This is a genomic window from Staphylococcus equorum, from assembly GCF_001747895.1.
Classification (GTDB): Bacteria; Bacillota; Bacilli; order Staphylococcales; family Staphylococcaceae; genus Staphylococcus; species Staphylococcus equorum_A.
Window position 1 is genome coordinate 634,645 of the sequence record NZ_LNNB01000009.1, and the last position, 14,223, is coordinate 648,867.

The following is a 14,223-nucleotide window of genomic DNA, read 5'->3' on the forward strand; positions in this document are numbered from 1 at the left end:
GTAACATATTATTTAATTGTTCCCCATAATGAACCTAACTTACCAGTTTTACTATTCCACGTTCTGACCGGCATGTATACTGTTTCTCCTTCAAATGTGTCCCACGATACCCATACATGACCGTCATATTTCTGTATTTCACTATAATTAATAGATTGCCCTTTCTGTAACACTCCAGCTTGTGGCCAACCAGTCCACGGTCCTGTATAACGTGTAATGATTCCTTCGTTTGCAGTTACAGTGAACGTTGCTTGCTCTGCTTTGTATAGAACGCCATCTGCATTCTCTTTCCAATCAGTAGAAGATACTATTTGTTCGGTTTTGTGTTCATTAACTTCCTGTTTTACATCTTCTTGTTGAATTGTTTCTGCGTTACCAGTTTCTAATTTACCACCATCATAATAATGTTTGATACGTTTTACAAGGTAATCTTTCATCTTGTTATTATTAGCAGTTGTATTAGCTGCACCTTTACCAACGTGAATATCCCAAGAACGATGTGGACAAGATGTACCGAAATATTGACGATGTAGATTAACAGTTGATCTATTGACTGGTAAATCATAAGACTTCAAAATATCTGCTGCCACTTTTAATGTAGCTTCTTCATTTTCTAAAAATATTTTATCAGAAATACGTCCCGGATAACTTTCACAAACTTCAAGTCCGATTAAGTTATTGTTTGCCCACGTGTTACCACAATGCCATTCTGCATAATCTGTTGGGTGGTACCATAAGCATTCGTTACGGTTAACATAAACGCTTGCCCAACCATTAACATGCGTACCAGCTTTTTCACGACCGTATAACCATGGTAAATAACTAGAAGGTGTCATACTACCATAATCATTATGGATAACAATTCCTTGAATACTTGGCTTAGGTGATGTTATTTTATTACCTTTAATATGACTAGAATAAATATGTTTCAATTCTTTCACGCTCCCATTATTAGCTTTATCTTGTTTTTTATTCAGTTTGCTAATGTCGTATGTTTCTATTGGTAATCCTGTACAAACTTCTGCTTTTTCATCTGATAAATCAGTACCTTTAGGTCTTAGTTGAATGTGTAGATGGACTGCCATAGGATTGTTGTCATAATTTGATGAACCTTGTAGACCTACAATATCGCCTTGGTTAACTTTATCTCCTTTGATAAAACGTAGTGAATCACGTTGTAAGTGTCCATATATCCAATCATTACCATTTGCATCTCTTATTTCTAATGTACCTCCAAAGTTACCATGTGTTTCTGCTGTTACCACCGTTCCACTTGTAACTGCAGGTACATCGCTTGTAGCATTAGAATACACATCAAACGCTTTGTGATAACCCCCACAGAACGAATCATAGTTAATTCCATTTTCTACATAATTACGATAGCCATAGTTCTTTGGATAGTTATCGTATTGACGTGGGTCTGATGATATCTTCCAACCTTTTTCAGTTAGATAGTCAATAGCATTCTTCATATATAAATCTCTCCTTATTTCATATTATTATCTTTAGTATTACCTGTACGTCTGTTGAACGTTTCCCAAATGCCTGTAGCCATTAGCCCACTAATTAATCCAGCTAACAAACGACCAGCAATTGATAATTCAGTTACTATTTCTGGAATAAAGACAGTAATACCACCAACTGCTACACCTATTACCATTGAAATGATTGGTATGATGTTTTTAGGCACAACACTCGCTTTCTTAATAACTTGTGTTAATGCAATTGTGATTACTGAAATAATTCCTGCAAATGCTATAATTTGTTCCATATCGTTATTTCCTCCTCCATAATAAAAAGCCGACTCAATGAGCCGACTTAATTGTTAGTATCTTGTTTGTCATAAAATCTATTTTCAAAGTTTTCAAAACGTGAATTTAAAGTGTCAATCTTTGAACTAATTTGCAATATTATTTTAATTTCTTCTCTTTGTTGTCTTTGTTCGTCTTTCACTTCTTTAATATCTTCAGTATTTCTCGTCACTTCGGATTCAATTCGAGTAATACGATTTTCATTATCTTTCTTATCCTTACTTATCTTCCACGCAAAAGTTGCTATCGCTAAAGCAATAGGCAAAACAGAGAAGATAAACCATGTCGTTAATTCATTTACATTCAACATCGGACCTCCTACTTTCTACAAAATAAAACCACAAGCCTAAGCCTGTGGTTCTTCCGGATAATCTTCTCCAGTGATTACTTTATATTCTTCTTTAGTCAATGCGTCTAGCTCAACATACGTCTGAATGTCCTCGTTTGTGTAACAGTTAATGTCATAAAAATATTTGATAGAATCGAATCCTGGATACATATTAATTTTCCCCTTTCAATTTGGCAATCTCAAGCATTGTTTGTGCTTGTTGTTCTTCAATTTCTTTTAGTCGTTGTTCTTTCTTAGTCAACTCTGTTAATGTTTCTGCTTGTTCCTTTTGAGTTTTAACTAATTGGTTAGCTGTCTTGGTTACTTGCATTTGTGCTTGTGCTAACATTATTTCGTTTACCTTTGGAATATGAGGTTCCTTTTCAGGTCTATGAGATTCCCATTCTTCTTTTGTAGCGCCTATCCATTCATTACCATCAAAGTAATATGGAGAGTAAATACCTTCAGGTGGAGCCACATCTGTCCATTCGTCTTTCGGATAATCATATTCACCATCTTCATTCATGTAAGCTAAATAAGGTGTACCGTTATATAAAAACACTTGTTTAAACATTAATGTTTTCCTCCTATTCTAACCAACTGATTGTGCCGTAGATATATTTGCTATTAGATTTTTCCCATTCAGCTTCATTAGCTATATAGAGTTTTACTTCTCCATCGTTCTCAATAATAATACTAGTTGAGTTATGTGCTAATGGAGCTCTTATATAACCTACTTGAGGGCTCTTAGCAAAGTTAGCAGGTAATTGTGCTATGACTTGACTATGAACAACATTGTCTGCGTTAACTCTTAGGAATTTCTGAGTCATAGAGCCGATGGTTACCGTTCTATAAGAACAGCCATAACCATTACGAGAACCACCATTACCATAAGCAGGGTTAGTTCTACCTCCATTAATGATAGTGAAAGGAATCCAACCTGTGTCGAATTGAGTATTTGTTAGCTCTTTCCAACCGGTATCAGCCCCGTTAGTATGAAGCGTTTTTACATATGTTTTATTGAAACTACTTCTAGTTGCCATGATTAAACGTCTACCACTTGAAGATACACTTATATCTGTTTCTATAAAACCAGTGTCGGGTTCTCCATTTTCTTTTAATGGACCATTGATAGTGTTCGTACTTTCATACTGTCCAGGTGGAGCGGTGAGTAAATTTAAACCACTCATAAACTGTCTACTTCCATCGTCATTAGTGAATTTATATTTCTGCCATTCTAAAGCTTCTATTTCTGTTGTTAACATTTCAGGAGATAGGAAACCATTGTCTTCGACAGTTTGATTAAACTCACTTACTTTAGCATCTACATGTTCAGTAGCTTCAGTAGTTGTTGCCTTAATAGCATTGATACTTGTGGAAACTGTATCTTGTACACTTGATTTAGCATTATTAGTTAGCGTAGTTATATCTTCAGTAGCATCATCTTTTGTTTTCTCTAAGTCTTTTTTAGCTTGAGTTATATAAGATTGAATATCGGTCTTACTATCATCAACAAGTTTATTAATTGTTTCTATACCTTGTTGTAATACTGATTTCATTTCTGCTACATAATCTGCACCATTGGCTATAGCTTCTTCAATATCTTTCACTTTTTGTTCAATACGCATTTTCAATTGGTCAAACATACGGATATATTCCATCTTAGTAAATGATGAAATTTTGTTAATTAATGCGTCTGCTACTTCAAATGTGAATTCTCTAAACACGGCAACTTCATTATATTCAGGATTCCCACTTACATTGTTCACGCCAATATAAACTTGTCCTTTAACCTTTGTAGATGTGGAAGCTTGTAAGAACGCTTTATCTAAAGTGATCGTTACAATACCTTTGTGAGAATCTTCAACTTCTAACTCAATTACATCTGAAGCACTTCCATTATCCGATTCAAAATAAGCATAAGCTATAAGGTTATTTTCATGAATCAATAAAGGTCCTTTTGCGTTACTTAATTGAAATCTTAGTATCGCCGTGTTTTCATCTAAATTATAAAAACCAACCCCTAAATCAGAGATTGGTTTTAAATAAGGTTCAGATTTTAAATTGAATAAGGCTTTTTTATCTATACCATTAGCCATTTATTTCCCCCCTATTTTATTAATACGACTGCTACACCGTATCCTTTTTCATTATCGTAAGGTGTTGTTACTTCTAACACTCTGTAATAACCATTATTATTATCTTTCGTACCAATACCTTTATTAGGCTTGATATAGTCGTTAGCTTGTACTGTAGAGTCTATTCTAGTAAAAACTTGTCCCATAAGACCTACTACATTCCACTCAGGACGTTCAGAGCGTGAAATATAATCATCTTCTGATTCTTTCCAATCAGGATTAGGGATAGGAATTTCCACTTCTTCTGAGTAGGTATTTCCATCATCATCTAACCATTCTTTAGTAGTCCATTCAGTAAGTGTTACACCAAACTCATCTTTAAGGTTCTTATCTTTATGATGAAACATTTGGTCACCAAGGATAACCCCTGCTGTACCTGAGATAACTCCGATTGGTTTATCATTACTATTAGCTTTTCTTATCTTCCTCCCATCTAAAGTAACTAGATATCCATTAGGGATTTCTTGACCACTTTGTGATTCGAAATACTCCGCATAGTCACCAAAATCTTGACCTGAGGTAATCTTGCCTTTAGTGTTAATATTCCCACTGATACTGCGCATTTCAATACTTACACTTTCTGTAGAAGGTCCGTCTGTACCGTAACCCATTACCCAAGAATAGTTTTTATCTGTTCTAACACCACGAGAGTTTGAAATCATTTGAGTATGATTACCTTTAGTAGTTTCTGATTCTAAGGCATTCATAATACCCGAACGTGAACCATAAACATTTGAGTTAGCTCCTACTCCCATAGCCCAACTTCTATCACTGTGAGCGTATGTGTTACCAGTCGAAGCGATTACTGCTGACCGTTGTGCAATAGCTGCGGAACCAGTAGAACCACCACTGAATCCACCTTTTATAACTGTAGGAACAACTGTATAATCTCTTTCAGTAATTCTAGCTGGTTTACTATAGTTCTCAGCATTAACCGCAATGATTTCAGCAGTATTATTATAAAGTTCTAAACCTGTTCCAGTACCTTGGCCTTGTAAGTTAGCATTAATAATACGGAAGTCATAGATTCTACCTCCACCTGCAATACCAATGTTTTGTGAAGAGTTCCAAATGTTAATGTTACTCAAAGTAATTTTCTTACCTCTATTACCTCCACCGAATATTTTAATATCGGCTTGTGAGTTTTTGAATCCTGTAACGTTAATGTTGTTTAACATAATGTTCTCACTCATAAATTGAACAGCAATAGCAGGTTGTCCTGCAGTAAACTTACCGTCACCCACAGCACTAAAGTTAGTTACTTGTACGTTTCTATAAGCTGAGATAATCAATGCACGAGGTGTTGTATTCGGATAAACTTTATTGTCATAAGGCTCTATGGCTGTACAGTTACTTAATAGTAAACTATGAGCTGTTTTAGATTTAGGGTCTCCTGCTCTGTGATGACCGATATGTCGTAAGTTGTAAGCACGTGAATCGTGAATAGACATGTGATTACTAATCATTACATTATTAGGAGCTGATGTAGGAGCATGGGCTTTAACCTCTATACCGCCATAGTTCATTTCAGTGGTATTGTTATCTAACATTACGTGCTGTGAACCATCGTCAATTTCAATACCGTTGTTATTTCCTCCACCAGTTGCATGATGTAGGTAACTGTTAGTGATTAACAAGTATCTTGAATGGTGAGTAGTTATCCCATCATCACCAAAACCGCTTGCTTCACAGTTATCAATATGCACATATTTACTTTCTAAAGATTCATTGACTCTTACCCCGTCACCTTCATAGAAGTAATCATCACTTGCAAATGTAATATCGAAACCGTGAAGTAATGCGTCAATTGATTTAATATTACTTGCAAAACCCTGTTTAACACCGGCAAATCTAACGTTTGATGATCGTGACCCGCCAGCCGCCTTGAATTTTTTATCTTGTCTCCACTTGTTACCATCAATAGTAAAGTCTTTAATACCGATGTTACGAGCATTACCTGACATATCATCATTAGTGATAACAATGTTTTCTGCAAGTGCCTCATCTGAAAGCTTGATTGTGGTAATATCTTTTCCTTCACCTGATAACACTGTATTATTTGGTAATCTAATACCCAACACTTTATACGTTCCTTCTGTCATATGAACATGAACGTTTCCACCTCTTACAGCCTCTTTGAAAGCTTCTGTAGAATCTTGTTCACCTGTTGGGTCAGCACCAAAATCATTTACGTTTCTGATGCGTTCAATCTTTGTATCAAGGTAATTGAAATTTTCTTCCATCTTATTCTTAATAATTTCAAAGTCATATTTTAAACGAGTAGATAATAATGGTTGATTAGAACCATCTAGTGCTGTTCTAGCATCTTTAAGTTCTTCTACGCCATCACCATTATGACCAATAACCAACCCCTCAATACGTCCATCTTGGTATTGTAATTCATCGTGAACGTTTGAGAGTTTATAATCAATCTGCTTAGCTTTGTGTGCATGCTGTTCTTCAGTCTTGTGAAACTCAAAATTCTTCTTAGATGCTTTATGTTCATCCAATAAATTTTTAAAGTTCTCAACTGTTTTATATCTATATTCTTGTCCTAATTCAATAGGAAAGTCTGTATATAGTCTCATCTATAAATTGCTCCTTTTCATTATTCTAGCCAAGTAAACTCTTGATACACCCAGTTTGTTTGTTTTTGGTCGTCAGGGTGAACAAAAGCCATTACCTTCCCATTACTCAAGCACTCAATTGTTACTGCATGTCTATAGCCTTGACCTCTAGCCATGAATGACTGGTTATTTGTAACAAACCCAGTTGGTAGTTGAGCTATCTGCATATTTGACCCTGTAATGTTAGAAACGTTTAATCTTATAGAACGTACAACAAACATATGAGGTATTAAGCTATTACCTGCTCTAACTTCTCTAATACCACATTTAAACCCTGCTTTGTTAGCATCATTTTTCATGTTAGGTGGTACGTCAATATCAATCCAACCCGTATCTCCAACCATGTCTCCAAGAGCAACATCCATGAGTTTCATTTTGTCGTTTATCTCACTGATCTTGTTGTTAATATCAACAATACTAGCTGCCTTCTCCAATTCTTCGATAGCTTCTCCGCTTGTTACTGGGAAGTACTCTGCACCGTCATTATCTTTCAAATATCTGTGTGGTATTTCTCTATCCATCTATTAACGTCACCCCCACAATGTCTGAATAGTTTTCAGGCATAGAAAAAGACGACCCACTAAGTGAACCGCCCTTGATTAGATTATTCATTGTTTTAATATTTCTGTTAATGCGTTGTTGAATTTTTATAATATCCGTAGGTGAATTACTAAAATCAACTTCTACTGGTTCATTCACAACTGGATGTGATTCGGTTATTTTTACTACTTTCAAATCTAAGTTATAACCTAGTGGTTGATGAATAAAACGGATCATATGATTTTCTTTCACATCATCATTACGAATATAATGTTTTTCTTCCATACTACCTAAGTAGTTTGTTGAAACTTCAACTGTTGGTTGATCATTGAGTTGTGCTTTGATTGTTTCGAGCAATTCGTCTTTATCTAACGTATCATCATCAAACGCAGTTGGTGCTTCTGACCAACCAAACGTTTCTACATTAGGCGATTCATATTCAGCGTAAGTGTGATAAACATCACTGCCTTTTAATACGGCTGTTAAGTTCAAGGTTGTTGATTTCTCTGTACCTACATACATGACTGGTGCTGTTTTATATTCTTTAACTTCCGGGTCTGGACCAACAAAAACTGCTTTAAATGTGTGTTTGCCCTTGCTTAAATTACGAGCAATAACGATTGATTCAGTACGTGCAGTATGACTATAACAACTATATCTATCAATTTTCACATTATCGATATATACATCTAGTAATCCACCACGTGATAACTTTTTAAGCGACCATGTTAGTGTTTCATTGCCCCACTTACAATCCAACTCTTTTGAGTAGTATGCTCCTTCTTCTTGTGTACGCCATGTACCTTCTTTGAAAAATTTACCACTATAATTTAAATCGGGTGGCTTAACTGGGTTGTAATTCTTTGTTTCAGTCTTGGTTTTCTTCTTGCCATAACCTTGTATATAAGTTCGTACATCAGTTGTGGAAGTTGTAGCTTGTACCTCGCTTGAATTGTATTTATAAATAAGTGGTAAATCAGACATTTGATAAAATAATTCATCATCATAAATATAAATTTTCTTGTTATCTGCAAAGTAAGTGTAATTGAACAACTCCGCACCTTCTGTTAGAAACTCCATGCCATTTTTACCACCCAATTCATCAATGGCAATACGTTCGTCAAACTCACCTACAATTTCATATGAGAAACCTAACTTATTATTTCTAAATCCAAACTCAAGATACTGTTCCAGTGTCATGGTAGGTTTGCTTTCTTCTTCCGTGTCCTCATTATTTAATTCTTCGTTTTCCAAATCTTTTTGAATATAATGATTTTGAAACTCCATGAATATGTGTTTAGCAGTAATTTCATTCGTAACAATCACACCATCATACTTAATAGATGTAGATTTAATCACATACTCTTGACCTTTCCACAGTATCAACATTTCATTTAACAATGTGTCGAATATATCAGTATTTAATGACGTTTTGTAAATAGTAAAACCAATGGATCGTTCGTTGTTTTTCTCATATTCATATTTGAATGAACCGAAGTCAAAATCAGTGAGTATTTCACCAAACGTACCCTTTCTATTCTTTAAGATTAAACTTTCCAATTCATTCACCTACCTATATATGAACGGGAATATCCATTGAGTTGATACATTACTAATATTCTCGCCTGTAATTTCTATATTATTAAAACGTTCAGCTAGTGTTAACCACTGCCAATTAGTATCTATGCCTACACGATTGTTATTAATAAAAGGATGTACGCCATTTATGGTTAGCGTTTGATTACTCTTAATTGCTTTCTTGTACTCGAATGTGTCTCCAGTAGTTTTATTAGTTACCTTAAATCCTTTAGGTGCATCTATATTAATGATTAACTTAAATCTATGTCTTAACAAAGGATTAATTACATCAGAAGAACCATTGTAAATTTTAAAACTCGTTGTATCATGTTTGTACTTAATTTCATCATCAGATAACAACCCACCTTCGAACTGCCAATCACCACTAGATAAACTAAATTCATCTGTATCTTTCAGTGATTCGGAATAACCTTTGAATACTACAAAAGTCACTGCAAAAGTAGCAAACGAGTTAGTTAAGTTTTCATTATCATTACTATCACAATACACTGCATATTTCTTACCAGGCATATCTGAATGCCATACGTAATATGGTTCACGTTGATATAATATATTTCTCAACTTCTGCTTATACAACTTCAAATCTTTAGTATCCAACCCTTTAAATGAAAAGTTTAAAACTAAATTAAAAGGACCGAACGTAGTCGGTCCCATAAGTACTCCATCAGTACCATTGATTTCAGTTGTGTTTGCATTAACTTCCACATCTTCTTCAATGTGATCTAAAAACAATAAATTAGCTGTATCAGTTAACTTAATATCAAATTTATCATTAAATAATCTAACTTCCTTTTTCAAATTAGAAAGCACCTCCTAAGTTATATGCCATCATTTGTGCTTTTTTACCTTGAGCTTGAGAAATATCACGTTCTGTAAATCCTTTAGGTTGTCCTTCAATACTCTTATTACTACGTACAATTTCTTTCAAGTAACCGTTTTGTTCTTGTAATTCACCAATCATTTGCATTAACAAGTTAGTGTTGTCTCCACCGTTTGATTGAGAACTATATTTATTACTCATATCATTAGGTCGTTTGTTTTTCTTATCCTTAATCTTACTTTGTGCATAACCAATTAATTTCATTGCGTCGTTAGCACGTGCGGGATCTAATGGAACAACTACTTCACTGTGTCCGTCCTCTGCAAGGTTATACATTCCTTCACTGTTGATGATTCCACCAGTTTTGTAAGGTAAGCCGTGTCCAATACGGTCTAACATTTTCTTAGGTCCGTATGTTGCTTTAGCGTATCTCATACCAGCGATTAGGTTGTCTAACGGGTTCCAGATATCTCCGTGACCAGATAATTTAAAAGCATTGAACGTTCCAGGTTTAACTTGTACTAAACCACTAGCACCGGATGCGTTTCTAGCTTTAGGATTAAATGTTGATTCTGTTCTTGCCTGTTCTTGCCAAGCCTTAATATATTTAGAAGTTTGAGGTAATCCAGCCATTCCTAATGCTTTCTTAATCGTACTACCATACTTGCCACTGGCTTTACCGCCACCACCATTGTTAGTTTTCAACCAATTAGTAGGGTCAAATGGTTCACCATTTCTCCTCATCTCATAATGTAAATGAGCTCCTGTAGAATCCCCGGCAGAAGCACCTTGTTTACTAGGGTCGCCGCCAGATTTACCAAGATAGTCACCTGGTTTTACTTTCTTACTACCACTAAAAGCAAGTTCACTCATATGACCATAAATAGCTTGCATAACACCAGACTTTATCCACATACTGTTACCGAAGCCACCATTGTAACCTGATTTAGCTGTAGCTGTCCCACCTAGTGTAGAATAGAGTTTGCTACCATAAGGATAGTTAATATCTAAGCCCATATGTGGACGAGCAAACGGATAACCTGCGGCTTTCGCAGATGCTGCTGTTTTATGGAATCCAAAGTTAATACCTTTAGATAAGTCAATGTATCCACCATCGCCGCCTGAACTAGCTTCTGTTAACCAACCATCGAAAAGTGATTTAACGCCACCTTTGAGACCTTTCCACATACCGTCCCACATCATGTCTTTAGGAATTTCACCTTTGACATTTCCAAAATCTACGCCAAATTTTTTCAACATAGCGTTTACTAATTTACCGGGACTACCAACGTAATCTAGTAAGTCACCGCCAATTTTAGCAGCAGACTTAGCACCAGCTTCTACAACTTTCTTACCAGTGTCTGCGCCTTCTTTAACTTTCTTAGCACCATTTGCAAGTTTACCAACTATAGCTTCTTGTATTGGATTTTTACCGCCACCAGATGGACCAAATGCACCAATAGCATCCATGCCACCATGTTCGTGTTTTTTCTTTTTACGGTCTTTCAATAAGTCTAAGCCTGTACCTCTACTGAACTTAGGTAATACTCCGGCTCTTTGTGCTTTCTGTACAGAACGTCCACTGTGTACAACATCGCCTTTACCTAATGGTACAGTTACGTCTCTACCTTTAGGTGCGAATATTTGACCGTTAGATCTTTGAATAACCTCTTGATGTCCACCGATACCCGAGCCATTACCCGGTCCTCTATCGTTAACTGTAGCTAATGTTGGACTACTGATTGCACCATTCGATACTACACTGCCACTTGCACCCGATGTACCAGTTGATAAATGAGGTATTTCTTTATCTATACCTAATTTTCCACCAACCCAGTTCACACCGTCGATTAATTTATTAAGTCCTTTTTTAATTCCGCCAACCATTCCATTGATCGTACCGCCAATTTTATCGGCAAAACCTTTAATACCATCTTTCATGTTCTGGAAAGTACCTTTTACAGTAGACCATAAACTAGAAGCAACACCTGTTACTTTGTTCCAGATTTTATCCCAAGTGTCGTATAGGTTATTTTTTACTTTTCCTATGATATTTTTTATTGAGTTTCTCAAACTATTAAATTTACTACGAACGCCGTTGTACAGAGATGTAGCGACTGAAACGACTTTATTTCTAATTTTGTTCCATATATCGTATAGGAAAGAGCGTACAGAATTAAAAATTGAGGATATAGAATTTTTTAACGAATTGAATCGACTTCGTACTCCATTATATAAACTCGCTGCATATGATATTACCTTACTTCTTATCAATAACCATGTTTTTAAAACAAAAAACTTAACAGCATTAAATATAAATGTTATAGAATTTTTTAAAGAATTGAATTTAGATTTAACACCATTCCAAAGAGATTGGGCAAGTGAAACCACTCTATTTCTTACAGCAGTCCACAATCCATATAGGAAGTTTCGAACTGAATTAAAAATTGATATAGTTCCGTTTTTCAACCAGTTAAACGCATTTTTTACTCCATTCCATAAACTTTTAGCGAAATTGACTACTCCATTTCGGATAGAAGTCCAAACATTAATAGTAAAAGTTTTAACGGAATTAAAAATTGATACTGTACTATTTTTTAACCAAGTAAAAGCGTTTTTTACGCCAGTCCAAATACCTTTTGCTAATCCAACTATTGTATTTTTAATTACGCCCCAAATTGTCTTAGCTATACCTAAGATTCCAGCAAACGCTAATTGGAAAAGATTTTTCAAGATACTTAGGAAACTTCTAGCAACTTGTTTTAATCCTTCACCGAATAGTTTCCAGTCACCTGTGAAAATACCAATAAACATTTTAACGAATCCCATTACAACGTTTAGGACACCCATGATAATTCCTTTAATAGCATTAAACGCAATCATCACAGTATTTTTCACCATATTAAACGCATGTACTAAACTACCCATTATCAGATTCTTGAAGAAGTTTATAATAGGTATGGAATCGCTAAACGTACTCTTGAATAATCCACCTATGAATCCTAATACTGGTTGAATGAATGTCCAAAATGCTAAGAATCCATTCTTAATATTGTTTATCGCTTGCATGAATTGTGCGCCATATTTAGACCAGAAGTCACCAATAGCTGACTTAATCTGTCCACCAAACTTCATGAAGGCTTGACCTATAGGTGTTAGTACAGTCATAATTCCTGACCATAATAATTTGAATCCATTAACCACACCTGTGACCATACCGTTCACAATATTTCTAAACGTTTCAGATTTCTTGTAAGCTACAACTAATGCTGCGCCTAACGCTACCACACCAGCAATAACTAGTCCCCAAGGGCCTAACATGAATGTAGCTGCGGAACCAATGCCTTTTAATGCCATTCCTAAAAGTGGTGAAGCTTTTGTAACAGTTGCCATTACTCCAGATAGGTATTTCATTACACCACCAGCTTTTGTAATACCAACCATTATTGGTCCAAGTGTAGTCATAATACTACCTAATGAGGCTGTAAATACTCCAATAACTAATGCTAGTGGACCAATTGCAGCTGCTAACGCACCAAACGCTACTATCGTACCTTGTAACCAACCAGGTAGATTAGTTAATTTGGTTGCTAAGCCTGCGATAGCGTCTGCTGCTTTTCCTATAAATGGTGCTACCACATCACCAATACTAATTGCTAGTGATTCAACCGCAGATTTCATTTTACGCATTGAACCACCAATACCGCCTTCCATTTCTTTAGCCATTCGTTTGGAAGCGCCACTCGAACCATCGATTGATTTAGTAAGCTTTTTATAATCCTTTTCTGATGCGTTAACCACTGCCAACGCACCACTCATAGATTCTTTACCAAATATAGTTGCTGCTGCAGCTGCTTGTTGGTCTTTAGATAAACCACCCATGCTACTTCTCAATTGATCCATAACATCACGCATTGGTAACATTTCACCATTGCTATCTGTTATAGATATACCAAGTTCGTCCATCTTATCTTTCATTGCTTTAGTAGGCTTAGCAAGGTTAGTAAACATAGTACGTAATGCTGTACCAGCTTTTTCACCTTTTATCCCAGCATTACTCATTAAACCTATAGCGACTGATGTGTCTTCCACACTGTAACCTAATGCACCAGCTACAGGTGCTGCATATTTAAACGCATCTCCTAAACCTTTTACATCTGTATTGGCTTTAGAACTTGTCTGTGCTAGTACATCGGCAAACTTACCACTATCTTTTGCTTCCATGCCAAAAGCTGTTAAACTATCCAAAATGTTATTACCCGCAAGTTTTTTATCATGCGCTCTGGAGGTTTCCCTCATTTTCATCGACCAATCATTTTTGGTCCAGTTTAGCGTACCTTTTCACCTTCGTCTTTAACGG

The 14,223-nt window shown here is 35.7% G+C and carries 11 protein-coding genes; all 11 read right to left on the reverse strand.

The features are described 5' to 3' along the window. Positions 1–8 precede the first annotated feature (8 nt). The 11 genes from AST02_RS04940 to AST02_RS04985 are packed head-to-tail and all read right to left on the reverse strand — an operon-like array spanning position 9 to position 14,168. On the reverse strand, positions 9–1,472 hold the full coding sequence (locus AST02_RS04940) for an SH3 domain-containing protein (protein ID WP_069816111.1): 1,464 nt from the start codon (positions 1,470–1,472) through the stop codon (positions 9–11). A 14-nt stretch (positions 1,473–1,486) separates the two neighbouring features. After that, positions 1,487–1,771, reverse strand: coding sequence for a holin (locus AST02_RS04945; protein ID WP_069816113.1), 285 nt, complete (start codon positions 1,769–1,771; stop codon positions 1,487–1,489). Positions 1,772–1,818: 47 nt separating this feature from the next. Further along, positions 1,819–2,121 (reverse strand): DUF7365 family protein, encoded by a 303-nt coding sequence (locus AST02_RS04950; RefSeq protein ID WP_069816115.1) that lies wholly within the window; start codon positions 2,119–2,121, stop codon positions 1,819–1,821. Positions 2,122–2,157: 36 nt separating this feature from the next. After that, a complete protein-coding gene (locus AST02_RS14045) occupies positions 2,158–2,310 on the reverse strand; it encodes an XkdX family protein (protein ID WP_081333349.1) in 153 nt (50 codons plus the stop codon). 1 nt (position 2,311) lies between these two features. Next, entirely contained in the window at positions 2,312–2,713 is a 402-nt protein-coding gene (locus AST02_RS04955) for a hypothetical protein (protein ID WP_069816117.1), read from the reverse strand. 13 nt (positions 2,714–2,726) lie between these two features. After that, on the reverse strand, positions 2,727–4,238 hold the full coding sequence (locus AST02_RS04960) for a BppU family phage baseplate upper protein (protein ID WP_069816118.1): 1,512 nt from the start codon (positions 4,236–4,238) through the stop codon (positions 2,727–2,729). A gap of 11 nt (positions 4,239–4,249) precedes the next feature. After that, positions 4,250–6,865 (reverse strand): peptidase G2 autoproteolytic cleavage domain-containing protein, encoded by a 2,616-nt coding sequence (locus tag AST02_RS04965; protein ID WP_069816119.1) that lies wholly within the window; start codon positions 6,863–6,865, stop codon positions 4,250–4,252. A gap of 20 nt (positions 6,866–6,885) precedes the next feature. Next, positions 6,886–7,425, reverse strand: coding sequence for a hypothetical protein (locus tag AST02_RS04970; RefSeq protein ID WP_069816120.1), 540 nt, complete (start codon positions 7,423–7,425; stop codon positions 6,886–6,888). Then, positions 7,418–9,004 (reverse strand): prophage endopeptidase tail family protein, encoded by a 1,587-nt coding sequence (locus AST02_RS04975; protein WP_069816121.1) that lies wholly within the window; start codon positions 9,002–9,004, stop codon positions 7,418–7,420. Before AST02_RS04975 ends, AST02_RS04970 begins: the two co-directional genes overlap by 8 nt. 9 nt (positions 9,005–9,013) lie before the next feature. Further along, positions 9,014–9,841, reverse strand: coding sequence for a phage tail domain-containing protein (locus AST02_RS04980; protein WP_069816123.1), 828 nt, complete (start codon positions 9,839–9,841; stop codon positions 9,014–9,016). A 1-nt stretch (position 9,842) separates the two neighbouring features. Next, on the reverse strand, positions 9,843–14,168 hold the full coding sequence (locus AST02_RS04985) for a phage tail tape measure protein (protein WP_081333350.1): 4,326 nt from the start codon (positions 14,166–14,168) through the stop codon (positions 9,843–9,845). Positions 14,169–14,223: the final 55 nt, after the last annotated feature.

What these genes read in the sequence shown, in the direction of transcription:
- AST02_RS04940 (WP_069816111.1), bottom strand. Translation starts at nt 1,472, where the DNA reads ATGAAGAATGCTATTGACTATCTAACTGAAAAAGGTTGGAAGATATCA.
- AST02_RS04945 (WP_069816113.1), bottom strand. Translation starts at nt 1,771, where the DNA reads ATGGAACAAATTATAGCATTTGCAGGAATTATTTCAGTAATCACAATT.
- AST02_RS04950 (WP_069816115.1), bottom strand. Translation starts at nt 2,121, where the DNA reads ATGTTGAATGTAAATGAATTAACGACATGGTTTATCTTCTCTGTTTTG.
- AST02_RS14045 (WP_081333349.1), bottom strand. Translation starts at nt 2,310, where the DNA reads ATGTATCCAGGATTCGATTCTATCAAATATTTTTATGACATTAACTGT.
- AST02_RS04955 (WP_069816117.1), bottom strand. Translation starts at nt 2,713, where the DNA reads ATGTTTAAACAAGTGTTTTTATATAACGGTACACCTTATTTAGCTTAC.
- AST02_RS04960 (WP_069816118.1), bottom strand. Translation starts at nt 4,238, where the DNA reads ATGGCTAATGGTATAGATAAAAAAGCCTTATTCAATTTAAAATCTGAA.
- AST02_RS04965 (WP_069816119.1), bottom strand. Translation starts at nt 6,865, where the DNA reads ATGAGACTATATACAGACTTTCCTATTGAATTAGGACAAGAATATAGA.
- AST02_RS04970 (WP_069816120.1), bottom strand. Translation starts at nt 7,425, where the DNA reads ATGGATAGAGAAATACCACACAGATATTTGAAAGATAATGACGGTGCA.
- AST02_RS04985 (WP_081333350.1), bottom strand. Translation starts at nt 14,168, where the DNA reads ATGAAAATGAGGGAAACCTCCAGAGCGCATGATAAAAAACTTGCGGGT.